This window comes from Psychrobacillus sp. NEAU-3TGS (assembly GCF_029955155.1).
GTDB lineage: Bacteria > Bacillota > Bacilli > Bacillales_A > Planococcaceae > Psychrobacillus.
On the sequence record NZ_JAPNOZ010000010.1, the window covers coordinates 49,815 to 68,662 of the forward strand.

General features: G+C 38.0%; 18 protein-coding genes. 4 read left to right on the forward strand and 14 right to left on the reverse strand.

All coding sequences use genetic code 11. From position 1 onward, the window contains the following. Positions 1-5 precede the first annotated feature (5 nt). From OR571_RS08780 to OR571_RS08830, 11 genes are all read right to left on the reverse strand, one after another. Positions 6-950, reverse strand: a complete 945-nt coding sequence (locus OR571_RS08780; RefSeq protein ID WP_282242441.1) for a carbohydrate ABC transporter permease — start codon at positions 948-950, stop codon at positions 6-8. Positions 951-1,010: 60 nt separating this feature from the next. Then, complete coding sequence (locus OR571_RS08785) at positions 1,011-2,345, reverse strand: ABC transporter substrate-binding protein (protein ID WP_282242442.1); 1,335 nt, start codon at positions 2,343-2,345, stop codon at positions 1,011-1,013. Between the two features lie 24 nt (positions 2,346-2,369). Further along, positions 2,370-2,567: an anhydro-N-acetylmuramic acid kinase gene (locus OR571_RS08790; protein WP_282242443.1), complete on the reverse strand. Its 198-nt coding sequence runs from the start codon at positions 2,565-2,567 to the stop codon at positions 2,370-2,372. A gap of 41 nt (positions 2,568-2,608) precedes the next feature. Then, positions 2,609-3,520 (reverse strand): anhydro-N-acetylmuramic acid kinase, encoded by a 912-nt coding sequence (locus OR571_RS08795; protein ID WP_282243134.1) that lies wholly within the window; start codon positions 3,518-3,520, stop codon positions 2,609-2,611. A 119-nt stretch (positions 3,521-3,639) separates the two neighbouring features. After that, positions 3,640-5,208, reverse strand: coding sequence for a beta-N-acetylhexosaminidase (nagZ, locus tag OR571_RS08800; protein WP_282242444.1), 1,569 nt, complete (start codon positions 5,206-5,208; stop codon positions 3,640-3,642). A gap of 11 nt (positions 5,209-5,219) precedes the next feature. Continuing rightward, complete coding sequence (locus OR571_RS08805) at positions 5,220-5,927, reverse strand: PIG-L deacetylase family protein (protein ID WP_282242445.1); 708 nt, start codon at positions 5,925-5,927, stop codon at positions 5,220-5,222. A gap of 10 nt (positions 5,928-5,937) precedes the next feature. Beyond that, on the reverse strand, positions 5,938-6,990 hold the full coding sequence (locus tag OR571_RS08810) for a serine hydrolase domain-containing protein (RefSeq protein WP_282242446.1): 1,053 nt from the start codon (positions 6,988-6,990) through the stop codon (positions 5,938-5,940). Positions 6,991-7,009: 19 nt separating this feature from the next. Next, positions 7,010-7,411 carry a GNAT family N-acetyltransferase gene (locus OR571_RS08815; RefSeq protein ID WP_282242447.1) on the reverse strand — a complete coding sequence of 134 codons (402 nt, stop codon included), beginning with the start codon at positions 7,409-7,411 and terminating at the stop codon, positions 7,010-7,012. Between the two features lie 20 nt (positions 7,412-7,431). After that, positions 7,432-7,956 (reverse strand): GNAT family N-acetyltransferase, encoded by a 525-nt coding sequence (locus tag OR571_RS08820; RefSeq protein ID WP_282242448.1) that lies wholly within the window; start codon positions 7,954-7,956, stop codon positions 7,432-7,434. Beyond that, positions 7,953-8,939, reverse strand: coding sequence for an N-acetylglucosamine kinase (locus tag OR571_RS08825; protein WP_282242449.1), 987 nt, complete (start codon positions 8,937-8,939; stop codon positions 7,953-7,955). Before OR571_RS08825 ends, OR571_RS08820 begins: the two co-directional genes overlap by 4 nt. 175 nt (positions 8,940-9,114) lie before the next feature. Next, positions 9,115-9,747, reverse strand: coding sequence for a Yip1 family protein (locus OR571_RS08830; RefSeq protein ID WP_282242450.1), 633 nt, complete (start codon positions 9,745-9,747; stop codon positions 9,115-9,117). A gap of 478 nt (positions 9,748-10,225) precedes the next feature. Between OR571_RS08830 and OR571_RS08835 the strand changes: the two genes are divergently transcribed. The 4 genes from OR571_RS08835 to OR571_RS08850 all read left to right on the forward strand — a co-directional run bounded on the left by OR571_RS08835 (position 10,226) and on the right by OR571_RS08850 (position 13,661). Continuing rightward, positions 10,226-10,927 carry a response regulator transcription factor gene (locus OR571_RS08835; RefSeq protein WP_282242451.1) on the forward strand — a complete coding sequence of 234 codons (702 nt, stop codon included), beginning with the start codon at positions 10,226-10,228 and terminating at the stop codon, positions 10,925-10,927. Then, a complete protein-coding gene (locus tag OR571_RS08840; RefSeq protein ID WP_282242452.1) occupies positions 10,924-12,282 on the forward strand; it encodes a sensor histidine kinase in 1,359 nt (452 codons plus the stop codon). The genes OR571_RS08835 and OR571_RS08840 overlap by 4 nt, the downstream gene beginning before the upstream one ends. Before the next feature lie 80 nt (positions 12,283-12,362). Continuing rightward, positions 12,363-12,929 carry a PepSY domain-containing protein gene (locus OR571_RS08845; RefSeq protein ID WP_282242453.1) on the forward strand — a complete coding sequence of 189 codons (567 nt, stop codon included), beginning with the start codon at positions 12,363-12,365 and terminating at the stop codon, positions 12,927-12,929. 171 nt (positions 12,930-13,100) lie between these two features. After that, complete coding sequence (locus OR571_RS08850; RefSeq protein ID WP_282242454.1) at positions 13,101-13,661, forward strand: PepSY domain-containing protein; 561 nt, start codon at positions 13,101-13,103, stop codon at positions 13,659-13,661. Positions 13,662-14,439: 778 nt separating this feature from the next. Here the strand turns inward: OR571_RS08850 and OR571_RS08855 are convergent. Genes OR571_RS08855 through OR571_RS08865 form a run of 3 tightly spaced genes read right to left on the reverse strand, consistent with a single transcriptional unit; the run spans position 14,440 to position 18,746 of the window. Beyond that, the gene (locus OR571_RS08855) at positions 14,440-15,876 is read right to left on the reverse strand and encodes a M20 family metallopeptidase (RefSeq protein ID WP_481900375.1); all 1,437 of its coding nucleotides are present in this window, start codon (positions 15,874-15,876) and stop codon (positions 14,440-14,442) included. Further along, a complete protein-coding gene (locus OR571_RS08860; protein WP_282242455.1) occupies positions 15,877-17,187 on the reverse strand; it encodes an amidohydrolase in 1,311 nt (436 codons plus the stop codon). It lies immediately after the preceding gene. 17 nt (positions 17,188-17,204) lie between these two features. Then, positions 17,205-18,746, reverse strand: a complete 1,542-nt coding sequence (locus OR571_RS08865; RefSeq protein ID WP_348775035.1) for an AbgT family transporter — start codon at positions 18,744-18,746, stop codon at positions 17,205-17,207. Between the last annotated feature and the right edge of the window lie 102 nt (positions 18,747-18,848).

The window sequence follows — 18,848 nt, forward strand, 5'->3', positions numbered from 1 at the left end:
TCCAATCACTCATCATGACGTAGTACCCGAAATTGGATAATCGAGAAGATAAGGATGATAACAAATAATACAACCGATTGTGCAGCAGCGAAACCAAATTCAAAATCCCGGAAACCCGTTTTATAAATAAGATGGACTAACGTTTCGGTAGCGCTACCCGGTCCTCCACCCGTCATCATAATGATCTGAGTAAATACTTGAAAGGAGCCAATTGTACTTAATAACACTAGATACAATGTTGTAGGTTTCAGTAATGGCACTGTAATATAAAGCCATTGCTTAAAGGTACTTGCTCCATCAATCCTTGCTGCCTCGTAAAGAGATTCTGAAATAGAACCCATCGATGCTAAATACATAATGATACCAACGCCAAAGGGGATGAGGCATTGCATAATAATCAAAGCCCATAAAGCGCTTGATGATTGCCCTAACCAGTTGAGAGGTTCGATTCCAAACCAACCTAATACGTAGTTAAATAATCCAAATTCATAGTTATACATCCAACGCCATACCATTGCGATAATGACCATGGAAGTAACTGTTGGCAGGTAAAAAGCTGAACGAAAGAAGCTTTGAGATAGCTTTCCTAATACAAATATCATGGATGCAATGACAAGAGCACTAATCACACTAAACGGAACCGTTACAACCGTGAAAAGCAACGTGTTTTTCAAAGCTATTCGAAAAGCTTCGCTTTCAAATACTTTTATGTAGTTATCAATTCCAACAAACTCACTACCAAATACTTTGTACTCTTGAAATGAAAGCACAAAAGCCCAAACGACCGGAATGGCCACGAACAGTATAAATAAAAGCAATTTCGGCATTAAAAAGAGGTAGGAACTATAGTTTTTTCTCATTTGGAGAAAAATCGTTCTCCTTGGTTTTTTTCTTACTTTTAAAGCAGTTCCTTCTTTTTTTGGTGTTGCACCAATTGGCTGTTGTGTCAAAATGGGACACCTCCTAAAATTGAAGCAGGCTTGCGTAATGCAGAGCCTGCTATAACCTAATTATTTTAGTAACTCGTCAACAGCTTTCTTTGCATCTGCCATTGCATCTTCTGCTGATTTTTCTCCATTAAAAACCAATTGAAGCTGTGTTTGAATTGCTTCGTCAATTTTTCTCCATTCAGGATGACGAGGAAGCATAACAACTTGGTCAGACATCTCCATTGCACGAGTCATCTCTGGATTATCTTTAAAAGGATCCATCTCGGCCGCACTAACACGGGCTGGGAAAATACCATAATTTTGTGCCATATGGTATTGCTCTTCAGTTGTCGAGATAAATTTCATAAAATCAGCTACTGCTGCTTTTTTGTTTGCGTCTTCTCCTTGATGGAACATTACCCAACCACCTACACCACCGATTGTTGTAGGTTTTTCAGATTCGCCTGTAGGATAGTTAGCTACAGCAAAGTTTGTCGGATATTTACCTTGTGCAGCACCAATTGCCCATGTTGCCCAAGGTTGCATTGCCACCGTACGTTGTTCCTCATTTGCCCAAGCTTGGAATGTGCCACCAACGTCATTTCCACCATGAGTTTCAGGTGCGACTTTTTCTTTCAGCTTTAAGTCTGCCAGGTCTTGAATTGCTTGAACCACTTCTGGAGTATCAAATGTAAATTCTGTCATGTCTTCGTTAAGTGGTGATCCTCCGTTTTTATAGAAGAATGGCCATGCCTCATAGTATCCAGGCATAATATAAGTTGAAAAACCATAAACATCTATCTTTCCATCGCCGTCACGATCAAACGTTAGCTTTTTGGCAGCATCCAAAAACTCTTCATACGTCCATTCTCCACCTTCGGGAGGGGTTACTCCTGCTTCAGCAAACAAATCTAAGTTTAGAAGCATAGAGTGAAGCGTGATTGAGTTCGGAATGCCGTACATTTTTCCGTCATACGTGTAAGCATCTAAAGCATTTTCATAAAAATCGGCTTTTGCCTCTTTATCAAAATAGTCATCTAACGGCTCTACAACCCCTTGCTCGATATGATCGATACTTACAGCACTGCCGCTAATATCGACAGGTGCAATGTCTGGCCATGATTTTCCGGCAATAGCTACCCCTAGTTTATCTCCCATTTCCGCCCAAGGAACTTGAACTAGTTCAATTTCTACTCCTTCGTGTGCATCTTCGTATTCTTTTATCTTAGCTTCTAACCAATGAAATTTATTTTCATCTTTGTCTGGCCATCTTGGACCGTCCCAAACAGTTATCTTCCCTTTGAATTCATCCGCTGTACCGACTTCCTTTGTATCATCGCTACAAGCTGCTAATACAGAAGCTGCTAAACCTAGTGAAGCGATGGAAAGCATCGACTTTTTCCATATTTTCTTCATTCTACATTTCCCCTTTAAATGTTCTCACCAAGCAATTTTCCCCAAAATCGTTTGACGCTTCGCTCCTGTAGTGGAAGGTAAGTTATTCGGTACTTTATGAAATCCTAAATAACCAAGTAACGCAAAAACAAATGCTTCCTTTGCGTCACTATTTATACCTAAGGCATCTGATGGTTTCACAACTATATCTTCAGGTAAAAATTCCTTAAAATAAGCTAACAATGTAGCGTTATGAACCCCTCCACCACTAATGAATACCTCTTTTAATGATGTGTCTGAATGTATTTTTGAATTTCCCTTGCTATTGAACATGCAGTAAACATAGTTATTGTTGCTATTTTATCTAAAGCGGAAATTCCAAATTGATCCCCCTCTAACCAAAGATGCTCTGCATAGGCCTTCCCAAATAATTCTCTACCTGTACTTTTGGGCACAGGTAAACTGAAATAATCATTATTCATCAGTATTTTTAACCATTCCTGATGTACAGTACCCTCTTTAGCAAAATTACCATTTTCGTCATAAGGTTGCTCTCCATTTGTATACAATGAAACAAATGCATCAATAATCATGTTTCCGGGACCCGTATCATACGCAAGAACATCTTGCTCTGCATTCTTAGGAGGAAGTACAGTAATATTTGCAATTCCTCCAATATTGACAAGTACTCTTCCTACTTCCTCGGCTTGAAAAAGGAGTTGGTCTGCAAATGGCACAAGTGGAGCACCTTGCCCACCTGCAGCCATATCTCTCGTTCTGAAATCTCCGATTACTGGAATACCGCTATATTCCGCAAGTACGGAGATATCTCCAATTTGCAATGTATTCGATCGTGCAAACATTCCATCATATTCAATAATAGGTTCATGCCAAATTGTTTGACCGTGCGTACTGATTAAATCGATTGAATTATAATCCATTGAAAAATTTTCAAGAGCAGCTTTAATGAGTTGTGCGTAAAGTTCGCCTAAGTACATATTCATAGAAGACACTTCTTGAATGGTTACAGTTGGATTCATTAATTGTAATAATTGGGTCGTCAATTCCTTTGAATACGGGATCGTCATAAATTGCTTTAATTCATACTGAAGTTGTTTATCAACAAATGAAAAGTCTACAATGGCGATGTCTAGCCCGTCGAGAGAAGTTCCTGACATAAGACCACACACACGCATAGGTTTCAACGTGACACTCCCTTTCTATTAAAATAATAAGATGAAAGCGCTTAACTGTATTTTAAATGTTCTGAAATTAAATTTCAATACTTTTCTAAATTACCGAAAAATATTTTCACTTATTGTAATGCTACTGGTAATTTCCCTTTAATATCTCTTTTTCCAACCAAATATTCAGCAACGATTTCAAATGCCACTTTCGTAAATTCGTATGTGCAAATCATGCGATTTACCTGTGGAAATAATTTTGCATCATAAGGTGAACGTACGGCTACAACATCTATCGGTCTTCCTGTTTCTAATAATTTATTTACTAGTGTTTGTTGACCTTTGTGCTGAACTGCATTCAAGGTTAAAACAACTACTCTATCAAAGTTTTTCACTTGGTAGACTATAAATTCTATTTGATCTATGAATTGGGGTGACTTTATTTCTATTATTTCCATATTCGAATGTACCTTTTTTAATTGCTCCGCCATTTCTAATGTTGCGTATCGTTTATCTTCGACCATTGTTGCATATTCATTGGTCGGGAAAATGAGCAACACACGATCACTAGGTAATATAGCTGATTCCTGTCCACTAGCAATTGTAATACCAGCTTGATAAATCTCTCTCATCTCATTTTGATGACTTTCAGATCCAACGAAGTCTGCCACTACTTGCGAGGCCTCTATCTCCTCCCAGGAAGTATATTTGGCAATCATACGCTCAATTCTGGCAATAGAATCATCCAGTTGCCGCTCTTCTATATCTCCATTTTTTACCGCTTCCATAATTTCTAGTATTGCCTGCTCTTGCAAGGAATGTATGTGAGATACCATCACTAAGTCGACGCCTGCTTTAATGGCTTGTACGCATCCATTTACAGTTCCTATACCTTTTGCAATTGCATCCATCTCCATGCAATCAGTTGTCACAACCCCATCAAAACCAAGTTTCCCTCGAAGTAAACCTGTGATAACTGAGCGGGATAATGTAGCAGGTGTGTTCGCTTCCGTTTCAAGTGCCGGAAAATACACATGGGCACTCATGATGGCGTCAGCACCTGCCTGAATACACCCTTTAAAAGGAACTAATTCCACGTCGTGTAGCCTTTTAAGATCATGAGTAATAACAGGTAAATCCAAGTGAGAGTCCACACTTGTATCACCATGTCCCGGAAAGTGTTTTAAAGTCGTCATGACTCCTGCTGCTTGCATACCTAACATAGACTGTTTAGCCATTTCCGTTACTTCATCTGGTTTTTCACCAAAAGATCGCACTCCTATCACAGGATTTTCAGGATTATTATTGATATCTACCACAGGAGACAAGTTCCAATTAATACCGAGTGCTTTTATCTCTTTGCCAGTTACAAATCCTGCCTGATAAGCGTAATTAGGTCGATAAGTTGCACCAAGTAACATCGCACCCGGCACAATCGTTGTTCCTTCTCCCAAACGACGAACTACTCCATTTTCTTGATCGATACACATTAACAAAGGTGTCTTATAGCCGGCTTCTTTAGCTTCCTGCTGTAAGCTTTGGGTGAGGGCCAGAATATCTTTTGGAGTTCCTATGTTACGACCAAATAATATTACTCCACCTATGTGGTATTCATGTATAAGATGTTTGATCTCTTCGGAAATGGTCGTTCCTTTAAAACCAGCTATTAATAATCGACCTGCTTTTTTCTGCAAACTCATTGTGCTCCTCCTTATCCAATCGGAAATCCAGGAATATGTCCTTCTTTTCTTACATGTAGTCCCTTTGAGTTTTGTAGTGTCTGCGCATATGTTGTCCTTGCTAAACAACCACGCATCGTCCCTAATGCTTTGTAATAATCATAGTAGCGAAAACTGGAAGAATTCATGATAAACCAATAACAAGACAATGCTTCTAAGTAGGCGTCAAAAGATTCCGACACATCTACATATATATCCGGCTCATATCCCTCCATGTCCTCCCAATTTTCACTATGGAAAACTCTTCGAAGTCCGTGAGGTGGCAATCCGTCCAAATCAAAACCTGGAAGTGATGCTTTTAGCCAAGCGTCCTGCACAACTAATTGGCAAAGACGATGATCTGGATGCATGCTATTTATCCAGTGTGTTATGACAAAATCAGGCTTTTCTTTTCTGAAAACTGTTGCCACTTCTTTAACAAGCCCATCATTAAAAGTAAGCTCAGCATCCTTGTGATTTAGCGTAATACTTGTCCCACCTAAAACAGCTGCCGCTTTCTCCGCTTCTTGTATTTTTTGTTTTCTATACGTTTCTACATCTAAATGGGGAGGAGTACCTTTTTCTCCCGCAGTCAAATGTAGAAAGGTCACTTTATATCCTGCTTTTGCATATTTGTGTGCAATTGCACCAGCTTGTATTTCTCCATCTCCACAATGCGCACCTACAATCATTAAATGCATAATTACGCTCCTAACTAGTTAAATTTGTCATAATGAGATTGTGTAGCCGTGGTCTTAAACGAACCATTTCATCGTGCCTGCCAAAATACACACGATTTGTTAACAAAATAATAACAAGTTCGCTTTTTGGATCTATATAAAAGCTTGTTCCCGTAAACCCTGTATGTCCATAAGTTTGAGTAGACATCAAATCACCTATAGGATTCGTTCCATTTCCTTTTAATTGCCATCCAATTCCTCTTGCTTCTGAGGAGAACGAGGTGAAATTCTCTCGAGACTTTTGAATCCATAATGGATGTAGAAACTGCTTGCCATCTTTTTCTCCATTGCATTCCAACATATCACAAAACTTCGCAATATCTCCTATAGTTGAGAACAATCCTGCATGCCCACTAATTCCTCCCATAAATTCCGTATTGTCATCGTGGACAATCCCGTACTTAAAGTCTTGCAAGTGTGGCAAATACTCAGTTGGTGCATATTGATGTCTTTCTACACTAGGTAAATAGGTTGTATGGGACATTTGTAGAGGTTTATAAATATTATTCTTCACATAGTCTTGTAGAGGTTGATCAGTTACTTTTTCAATAATGGCGCCTAAAAGTATATAACCTAAATCACTATAAACTACTTTTGTCTCGGGAGTATAAACTAGATTTTCTTTGTAAATATCAGCTAACACCTCATCATACGTAAGCTGTTTTTCAAAATAAGGACGGTGGGCAATGAGTCCAGATGAGTGAGTCAATAATTGTTGAAGCGTTATATTTCCTTTATCATTTTGCGCGAAATTTGGTAGAAATCGGACTACCTTATCTTGCAAATAAATATCCCCAGTTTGAAAAAGTTGAAGTATTGCTGGTAAGGTAGCCATGACTTTTGTCAAGGAAGCCACATCAAAAAGATGCTCAGCTGTCATAGGAACTTTATCATCTTCCAAACTATTGCTTCCTAATGCCTCTTCTATAATCCATTCCCCTTTATGCTTGATGCGAATGACTGCACCAGGTGTTACTCTGTTATCTATTTCTTTTTGTAAAAAAGAAATAATCTGTGATTTCATCAACCATCCCCCTAAAATACTAAATAGATTTTGACATCGTTTGATACTCTTTCCATGGCATAAAAGAGAGTTTTTCATAAAAGCTAACTAGTTGAGTCCAGTCGATAACGATATAGTCCATCCCTCTAGCCATTAACTCATTGGCTGCAGCTCTTATCAAATCAATACCATACTGATTTCCCCTTACATGACGTGCAATCCCTAATGGACCAATTCCTCCGAGTGGTCCCGAAACTAAAGGAGACCAATATACATTCTGGGCGATAATAGGAGACTTTGTGTCATTTATCCTACAGAAGCCTTGCAATTCATCACCCAAAAATAATCCAATAAATTCTCTTCCATTTCCGCCCATGTCCGCATAACGCAAAGCTTCATAATGCCATCTCCCTGGAAATACTACTTTAAGAAATGAGAGCAATTTTGGAACGTCTTCCTTCGTTAATACTCTAAATGATGGGAGGAATTTTCAAGCTTGTATGGTTTCATGTTTCTTACTTCCTTCAATAAATCTGTTACGATGGAGCTGTTCTTATATCCATGTTTTTCAAACCATTTTATTGCTACTGTATCCTCGTAAGGTACTCCCGGAAAATAGTGCCAAGGATCTCCTCCTAATCGAATCTCACTTAGAGATAGATCGCAAAATACCTTCTCAACATGATTTAAAAGTTTGTATCCAATACCTTGATTTCTGGCTGATTTCCTAACAAGTAGACATTGAATCCAACCTATATTTGGAGATATATTTACCTGAAAATCTTCTTGATAATATTTCGCTACTACTAACCCCATTAACTGCTCGTTTTGATAAATTGCAATGGACGCCTCTCTTAAAACATTTTTATCCTGCAATGTGTTTTGCGTCCACAGTTTTTCAGACATCGGAAATTTTTCACCGATACTATCATTCCAAAGTTGGATTATGTCATCTATCTCTATATCTAAAACATTTTTTAATATCATAGTATATCAAACTCTTTAAACTGCTTATAGAACGTTTCAGCAAATTCTACTCCAGGCTTCATCTGTAGATTATTTAAACCAGCTACAATGGCACCGCCCACTGGTGGGATTATATTTTTACGAAACATGAGATTGGGTAAAGTGCTACTCATCGCTAATTTCTGGAAGCGTTGAATGAACAGTTTTGAATCTGTAAAAACCCCACCAGACAGCACTATTATAGTAGGCTCTTCATTTTGAAAGAGAACTTGGTGACAAGTCTTAATAGAATGGAACATTTTCTCACACGCCTCACCTATAATTTTCAGTGCTACTACGTCTTGATTTATTGCTTCTTCTACTACAAAACGACTAATTGTGGCTATCACAGATTTAGGATGTTCCCGACCATATACTCTTTCAATAATTTCAGGAACTGATTCTAGTTGAAAATAACTCAAAATGTGCTTTTTCAATGTAGTGGAAGGTCCACGACCATCATGTTCTTTGAATACAGCTTTTAGAGCCTCATTCCCCAAGTAAAAGCCACTACCTTCATCATCAAATAAATAACCCCAGCCACCTACACGTGACACTTTCTTATTTTTGTTGATCCCAAATGTGATGGCACCAGTTCCCGCTATTTGTACAATCCCTGCATCTCCTAACGTACCGGAATACAAAGCATTAACGGCATCGTTATCTACGAAGATATTGATTCTTGAAGGTAAATATTTTTTTAATAGTTCCTTCGCATATCTTTGACTACCTTTCTCTCCAACTCCAGCCATTCCCGCGAAGCAAACTTCAATTTGATTAAATATATCTGGATTTTTACTTTGTATTTGTTGCAATAATTCGCTTATAGTCCGTTCAAATTCTTCTTTAGACATGGAAGTTGGATTGCTTGGACCCGTTACTACCCTAACGAAAACGTTTCCATATGCATCTGCTACCACTCCTTCTGTTTTCGTGCCGCCTCCATCTATCCCTAATAGATACAATGAATCACTTCCCCTATTATTAATACAATTATATTCATCTATTATAAATATTTGAAATATTATTTCAACTTTTTATTTTAATTTCGTTAATTAATTTCATTAACACAAAAAGGTGCTAAAACTTTACTATTAAAAATAGATAAAGCGTTAGCACCTTCTATATATGAATATATGTTTAACCCAGAGATGAAAATACAATAGTGATTGTAATAATGAATACAATAATAAAAATCACAGTAGAAGGGATAATTATCGTCCAAAACCCTTTCCAACTAGAAAACTGATGTACTTCTCCAATTGCCTTACTTTGAATGACAATCATCCAAATCGTGAATGTCGTCATGATCAAAAACGATAGTAACGACCAACCAATTGCACCTGCGGATAATTGCCAAGTTATCGTATCTGCCTTTGCCTTGTTAGTAATTAATGCATCTACTATATAGTAAGGTGTCATCCAAATAATAGGAATCATACTTACTCCTACAGCTTGAACCATTTCTTTAAACTTTCCAGATCCACCAAACCATTTTCCGACAAAGGTATACAAAGCTGCTCCAATTGGTAATCCAATTAAACCGATTATGGGACCTAATATTAAACTCCCAATCAGCAACTGCCATAAAGGTATATCAAACCTCGTTTCCCATTCTCCTATCGCACCAATTGCATTTGGTATACTTGCAATAGCCACGATCATTAATGAAAACCTTATATCTTTATAATCCAACACATAACGAATCGTTTCTCTTGTGGAAAGCCAAATGGAGAAAAACGGATTTAGCGATTCAACTTCTTCCTTTTTCAAACTACTCCCCCCTCATGAATTTCTTTCTCTCTTAAAATATGCAAATACACCCATTTTTATTTAAAGGTTTACATATAGATTCGACAAAAAAACACCAAATTCCTTCCAATTTTATAATTTTCAATTAAAATTGCACTAGACTTTTTTCTATTCAAGATAGGAACCTAAGCGTTTCCAAGTAGATTTAATACACTATACTATCTCTTTAAAAGAGATAAAACTTGCAATTCGGAGGTGATTATATAGAGCGGATTGTATAAAAGTTGACTCAATCGGTTTCTGTCAATGGATTACGAAAGACTATTATCTCCTATCGTCTCACCATGTATTTGTCTAAAATGAAAAAGTAAGTGTCACTCAATTGGTTCGCGATGAATCAATTGAGCTTTTTTCATGGTTTCATATCAACTTCTTTTTATTATTTACTCAAGTAATGTAAGATATAGACAGTGATCTAGAACAAGGGGTGGAATAGCTTTTGTCCAAAGAATCTATTTTAGTTGTAGAAGATGAAGAGAAAATTTTAAGACTTCTGGAAATCGAGTTAGAATATGAAGGATATGAACTAGGGAAAGCTACAAATGGCATGGATGCACTAGAAGCGTATCTTTCTAAAAAATGGGACCTCATATTATTAGATGTCATGCTGCCCGGGATGAGTGGAATTGAATTACTCCGACGCATCCGATTAAAAGACTCTTTAATCCCAGTCATATTGTTGACTGCCAAAGATTCGATTGAAGACAAAGTATCTGGTCTTGATCTCGGTGCCAATGACTATATTACCAAACCCTTTCGCATGGAAGAATTACTTGCAAGAATTCGTGCAGTTTTGCGAATAAAACAAGTTGCAACCTCCACAGTAACAGTAGATGATGAATGGCTTCATGCAGGCGATTTAAAGGTAAATGAAAAAACACGAGAAGTAATTCGCCAAGAATGCGATATTGACTTAACGCCAAAAGAATATGACTTACTTTTATATTTATTAAAAAATAAGCGACAGGTTTTAGACCGTGAGCAAATTTTAGAAGCGGTTTGGGGCTATGATTATGATGGAGAAACAAAAATCGTAGATGTATATATTCGTTATTTACGCAAAAAAGTGGATGCCAATTACGATCACGCACTCATCCATACGGTAAGAGGCGTCGGTTATGTCTTAAAGGATGCGACATGAGACTTAGAAATAAGATAAATTTATATACTTCCGTTTTATTTATTGTTTTATTAATCCTAATGAACGCTTCTATCTATTTTCTTTTCAGCCATTTAATGCTGACGAACGAACTTAATAGAGCAGAGGCGAATGTAGAAAAGATTGTCACAGATATCGGAAAGACAAAAGATCGTCTTCCTCCTGATCAACTTCTTCGTGCTTATCTTCCCGTCGAAGGGATGATTCGAGTAGTAAAAGATGATTTAACAACTCACGCGAAAATCACCTCTCCTTCTGAGGCAGCACTAGAATCACGACCAAAGAATTTTTTGACTGGGGAGACAAGTGAAGTAGTCAAACTGGAAAAGAAACGCTATGTATTCGTCTCGTATCCAGTTGTTTGGAATGATGGAAGTGTTGTGAACCTACAAGTAACAAGTAGCATACAGGAAATGGATAACATGCTCAATATATTACGAATTGTGCTTATTGTTGTAACCATAATTGCGATGATACCTGTTTTTCTGTCTAGTAGAGTTTTGAGTAACTTGATAATCCAACCAATTAGATCCATGATTGATACGATGAAGGAAATCCAAAAAAATGCTCAATTTAAAAGATTAGAACTGGAAAATACTTCGGAGAGTGAACTAGTAGAAATGGGAGAAACATTTAATCATATGATTGATATACTCCAGTCAAACTTTGAAAAACAGGAACAATTCGTCTCCAATGCTTCACACGAATTGAGAACTCCCCTAACTATCATTGAAAATTATGCTGACCTTCTAAAACGAAGAGGCTTAGGAAGACCCGATTTGTTTGAGGAATCGATTGATGCCATTCACTCAGAAGCTGTGCGGATGAGAGAAATGACAGAGCAATTATTACAACTAGCAAGACAGCAGGAACAATGGAATATCCAAATAGAACAAATCAACTTAACAGAGCTTGTAACAGACACAGCAAACACCTTTCAAAATACTTATCAACGAAAAGTATTAGTGGAGGGCAACGGAATCACGACTGGTTACACAGATGCACAAAAACTGAGACAATTACTTTATATATTTTTAGATAATGCCAGAAAATATAGTGAGGACCAAATTATAGTTCATATCGGACAAGCATCCGATGAGAGATATATCCAAATTGAAGATAAAGGAATAGGAATACCAAAGGATGATTTACCTCATGTATTTGACCGTTTTTACCGTGTAGACCAAGCAAGAAGCAGAAAACAAGGTGGTTCTGGACTAGGACTTACAATGGCAAAGCAAATAGCAAATGCAATCGGGATACGGATAGAGCTTAATAGCTTAGAAAATCGTGGTACTACTGTTACGCTTTTTTTCAAATCAACAGAAAGCAGATAGAAAATCATCTATTTCTCATCATTTTCTTACTTTCAGGTTGTATACTATGGCTAACAAATTGTGACATGGAGTGATACAGAATGAAAAAGAAATGGGTATGGCCAGTAGGAATTATTCTCCTTGTGGTTTGCCTGGTCTTTTGGCTAGCCCCTTCAATCTCAGCAAAAGACCTAACAGAAGAAGAAGCGAACTCAGTTGTACTTGAAAAGTATCCCGGAGATATTATAAAAACAACAAAGACTAAAGACGAATATCAAATAGAAATAAAGCTCGAAACCGGCGTATATGTCATTAAAATAGATGCAAAAAGTGGGGACGTGCTTTCTCTAGCCCAAACAGAAAAGCCAGTGCAAGTAGCACCGGAACAAGTAGAAAAGGAAGAACCAGTACGGACAAATGAAGAAGAAAAACCAGCAGAAGAACCTGCTGAAGTCACCTTAATAACTAAACAAGAAGCTGTAGAAATAGCAGCCAATCATCTTAAAGGGATGGCAGATGAGGATGACGCAGAGTTTCATGCGATTTCTGGTCAATCTCCCTATTACCTAGTAGAAGTGGAAATCGAGAATGGGGACGAGGATCGTGAAGCCGTCGTTCAAGTGGATGCCTACACCGGAGAAGTGAAATCAGTAGATTGGGATGACTAATAGAATCTAAACACCAGGTTCACCTAATTAGAGGGTCGAACCTGGTGTTTTATTTGGTTAATATAATGAAATCTTTTTCTCTCCAAATTTTAACCTTCCTTTCCCCGTCCTTTAGTTTTGTCTGGTTATAGTATTAACTGTAAGACAAAACAAACTTAGGAGGCACAAATGATGAAAAAATTATTTATTGGTTCATTAGCAACTACTCTTTTAGTAAGCGGTGCAATCGGACTTCACGCATATGCACAAGAAGATAATGGAAAATTAGAAAACAAACAGTTAGCGAGTATTTCAAAATCACCTATTACTGAACAAGAAGCCATTGTTATTGCACAAAAACAAGTGGATGGCGAAGTGACTAGAATCAAACTAGATTCAGATGATGGAAGATATGAATATGAGGTAGACCTCCAAAATGACGATGGAGAATACGATATCAAGATCGATGCTACTACCGGCAAAGTGCTTGAACAAGAATGGGACGCTTTTGATAACAAAGCTGTTGCTAAGACATCGGCAAATCAAACACTTATCACTCAAAAAGAAGCCATTGCTATAGCAAAAAAGCAAGTAAACGGCGAAGTAACTGAGATTGAATTAGATAAAGATGATAATAGATATGAGTATGAAATAGAACTACGTACAAATAAAGGAGAAGCTGACATTACAATCGACGCTTCTACTGGAAAAGTGTTGGAATTAGATCTTGATGACGATGGCTACGACGACTGAGTTTTAAAATGAAGGAACAAAAGTGCAAGGGCCTATGTCTACCTTGATATAGCAAATGAAAATGAGGAACAATATTGGTATATCGCGTAAAAGAGGGATACTGCGCAGTAAGACTTTAACAGGTGTCCACCGAGATTTTCCCTGCAGTCGTACGCTTTCCGCGGGCATGGCTTCAGCCTCCTCGTCGCTTGCGCTCCTGCGGGGTCTTCAGCTCACGCTATTCCCGCTGGAGTCGACGCCTGCAGGGAAAATCAGTGGTAATTGCTTATTTAAATTGTATCTACTTGTTAAACAAAATTTTAAGCAGATTTACGATTGTCGATTGTTCATTGAAAGCAAGTAAATCTACTAGGAAAGCAACTAGATCAGCACGTGAGTAACCAAATTACTGGTGAAAGCAATCAATTCTTAAAATTACAAGTTTCCTTTTAAAAGCGGTAATTATGAAGAGATGTTATCTCCATAAATGGTGTAGTAATTCGAGTTTTATTCTGCTAAATGCAGATACTAAATGAGCAAGAAATTCCCATTGATTGTAGCGGAAGGTGGCGACTCCTGCGGGATGTAGCGGGACAGTTGAGACCCCGCAGGAGCATTAGCGACGAGGAGGCTCACCGCCCGCCCCGCGGAAAGCGCCCACCTGCAGCGAAAATCCTTTCGGTCACTCAATAAAACATTCTACGCGCAGTTTCCCTATACTGATCGACATGCCATAAAAAGGTACCAGGCCATTATAAATATAGCCTGATACCTTTTATTAGCACTTATATTTATTAATTTATCTAATACTTGGTTGGAGCTCTTTTGGTAATGGATTTCTATACGCCTTTTTTGTTTGCTTAGCGAGTTCTTCCTTCGCTTTTTCGATTAGCTCAGGATTTTCAAAAACCTCTACTGCACCAGCAGCAAGAACTTTACCTGCATACAATAGCCCTTTATGTGCCAAGGACGTTTTCCCTTGCGAAACAAGTTGCCATGTATGTAATGGAGTTCCCGCTACAAAACATGTTGTAAAAAATTGAGCTGTTGGTACAATCCAACTCACATCTCCCACATCTGTCGAGCCTTGCATAACTTCACGAGTTTTTGCGTAAGGGATAACCTCATTGAAAAAAGGATATTCTGGAGTATAAAATTCTTCCGATAGTTGATAGTTAGATAGTTTTTCTGCATCCAGAATAGCTGCATCTACTTCTTCTTGCGTAATAGTTTGAGCCATTTTTTGTGCATAACTTAATTCTTTATCATCATAATTTGGCAAACCGAAATGTTCTAATTGATCTTGCAAAACAATATTTAACGTATCGTTTGGAATGTAATTAGAGCACGCCTTATCAAATCGAACAGTAACCTTTGTCTCCGTCATCAACGCTGCGCCTTCAGCAATTTTAATAACACGTTGATAAATATCCTCTACCTCACTAATATGTGGAGCTCTTATCAAATACAGCACTTCTGCATCTGATTGTACAACGTTCGGAGAAGAACCACCTGTATTCGTTACAGCATAATGGACTTTAGCTTCGGAAATAATGTGTTCTCTTAAATAATTGACCCCCACATTCATCAATTCCACTGCGTCTAACGCGCTTCGTCCAAGATGGGGTGAATTTGCAGCATGCGAAGCTTTTCCTTCAAAAGAGAAATAAACTTGATAATTCGCAAGCGATGAAAACGAGAACACACCTGAGTATGAATTTGGGTGCCATGTAAGCGCGACATCGATATCATTAAAAACTCCCTCACGAACCATATAAGTTTTTCCCGATCCGCCTTCTTCACCCGGACAACCGAAATATTTGATAGAACCAGTAATTTTCTTTTCTTCTATTAGTTGCTTTAGTGCAACAACTGCTGCAATTCCTGCAGTACCTAATAAGTTATGACCACAGCCATGCCCATTGCCATTTTCCTCAAGCGCTTCTCTTACATCTGAAGCTTCTTTTTGACTCAGCCCTGAAAGTGCATCAAATTCTCCAAGAATCCCAATCACTGGTTTTTCTTGACCGAATGTCGCAGTAAAAGCTGTTTCAATGCCCCCTACTCCGCGCTCTACAGAGAAACCATTATCCTCTAAATAATCACTTAACAGTTTAGCAGATTGATATTCTTGGAATCGAGTTTCAGGAGTATCCCAAATTTGATCACTTAACTCCGTAATTTCCTTACTTTTTGCATCTATTAAAGAACCGATTATATCTTTCATATTGTCCATTTAAAGTTGCCCACCTTCCTTTTGATAAACTTGTTCAATTGCACCTAGCCAAGTGTTCAAAGTTATAGCGAGGACCTTTTCGTCAATATCGAATTTTTCATGATGATGTCCAGCTGCCAATGTTGTTCCGAAAACTGCGTATGTTGCATGTCCTCCCTGCTTTTGCACTTGGTCCATCATATAAGTTGCGTCTTCTGAACCAGCAGCAAATTTAGAACTTGGAATGATTTCTTCTAATCCTTGAACGCTTCCAGCCGCTTTAACAACTAATTCTATTAATTGTTCAGAAGATGAACAGGTTTTAGCAGCCCCTACTATTTCATAAGAAAGCTCTGTCCCATACATTTTCGCGGACCCCTCTAAAACAGCTATCGCTTGTTCATGAACGTATGTGTGTACATCGCTGTTCTCACCACGTGTTTCGAGTTGTAAAGAAGCATGTGCTGGCACTATATTACGTCCATCTCCCGCTATACAAGTTCCTACATTTATACGGGATGCACCCCCACTATGATTGGGAATCGCATGAATTCCTAAAATCGCGGAAGCGGCAGCAAGTAAAGCATTGCGCCCTTTCTCTGGCTCTGCTCCTGCGTGTGCAGCTTTTCCGACAAATTTTGCATTTATTTTAGTTGTCGCTAAAAATCCATTTGTCCCTGCAATTACTGTTCCTAGCGGAGATCCTGCTCCTACATGCATACCAAAAAAGTAATCTACGCCATCTACTACGCCAGCTTCCACCATTGATTTTGCACCACGTACACCTTCTTCCGCGGGCTGAAAAATGATTTTAATCGTTCCCTCAATCTGGTCTATATTATTTGCAAGCACAGTCGCTAAACCTAATCCAATTGCACAATGAGCATCATGGCCACAAGCATGCATATTTCCTTCATACCGAGAACGGAACTCGTATTGCTGAGGTATATGGGATGCTTCTTTAGATTCTTCTATTTCTAATGCATCCATATCAAAACGGAACGCGATGGTTGGGCCTGGTTTCTTCCCTTTAATCGTTCCAACTACTCCTGTATATCCTCCAATCATCTTTTTCATATAAGCCGTGTAGCCACCATTACTTTCAGCTTTTTCGTAACTGGCTTCTAATTGCTCTGGAGCGGGTACACCCATCCGTTCTGCTGATATTACTTCTTTTCCTATTTCCACTTGAAAGCCTAATTGGCTTAATTCGTGTGCAATGATGGAGGCAGTACGAAATTCTGTCCAACCGATTTCAGGATACTGGTGGAAATCTCTTCTCCATTCCAACATTTGTTCAGATAAACTTGAGTCAATCGCAAAAATACTCATCTTTTCCACTCCTTAGCCTATAGATACAACGAAACACCTGGTCCGATTGGAATTCCAAATAATGCGAAAACTAACATTAAAATAGTCCATACAATGAGGAACGCTATAGTATACGGGATCATGAGTGACATAAGTGTACCTATGCCTGCTTTTTTATCATATACATGCATGAACGATAAAATAATCGCAAAATAAGGATTTAAAGGTGTCACCATATTGGTAGATGATTCACCGATACGATACGCCAACTGAATAAATGCCGGATGATAGCCTAGCACCATAAACAGTGGAACAAACACTGGACCAACTAATGACCACAACGCAGAACCACTAATGATAAATAAACTTAAGAAAGCTGTTAATAAAACAAACAATACAATAACAAATACATTCGTCATATTAAGTGTAGTCAATAGATCTGCACTATGAACTGCCAACCAAATAGCAATATTACTCCAATTGAAGTAAGCTACAAACTGGGCAATCATAAAGATTAATACAATATATCCAGATAAACTTCCAATCGCTTCCGTCATCAGCTTTGGAATATCAGCTGAAGACTGAATCTTTTTTGTACTAACACCATAAGTAATTCCTACTACTAAAAAGAATAAAAATAAAATTGGCACAATTCCTGATAAAAACGGCGAGCGTAATATAGTGCCATCTTCATTCAAAAGCGGTGAGTTTGGAATGAGCATTCCAGCAACTATAACTGCTATGAAAACGATTGCAGAGATAAAGGAATTACGTAAGCCTCTTTTTTCTAACGGACTTATGTCTTTGGAGATAGATTGTTGCTCCCCTTTGTAGACGCCCAAACGTGGTTCGACATATTTCTCGGTAATCAAGGTACCTAGAGCAGCTAACACAAATGTAGAAACACTCATGAAAAACCAGTTATCAAGTGGAGTCACTATAACATCGGGATTAATCCCTTTCGAAATCTCAGTAGAAATTCCAGATAAAAGTGCATCTGTACCTGCAATTAATATATTCGCCGAAAATCCAATACCCGTACTCGCTAAACCAACTGCTAAACCAGCTATAGGATGTCTACCAACAGACAAGAAAACAAGTGCTGCTAGAGGAGGTATTACAACAAAAGCTGCATCCGAAGCTACATTTCCTAAAATTCCGATGAAGAACACTGCAAATGTAATAATCTTTTTTGGTGTACTTAAAATTGCCCTTTTCATGAGCATTTCCAATAATCCGACTTTTTCAGCTAAACCAATACCTAGCATGATCGTTAAAACTAAACCTAGAGGAGCAAAGCCTGTAAAGTTTTTGAGTGTATCAGATAATATAAACTGAATACCTTCCGCTGATATAATACTTTTAACCGCAACCATCTCTTGTGTATTCGGATGGACAACTGCTGCCTTAAACAAACTTAAAATCCATGATAGAATGACGAGAAGAACAGTTAAGTAGAAAAACAAGATAAATGGATGTGGAAGCTTGTTGCCTACTTTTTCAATAAACGACAAAAATTTTGAAAATCTATTTTCCTCATTCTTTTCAGCCTTAGTAAATACTTGTTGCAATAAAATCACCCCTTTTTGGATTAAAAGACCCCTTTGTGATATGTCTTTAAATAACAGAGTAAACGAATACAAAAAAATTATCAATATATTTTTAGAAAAAGGAGAAAAGTA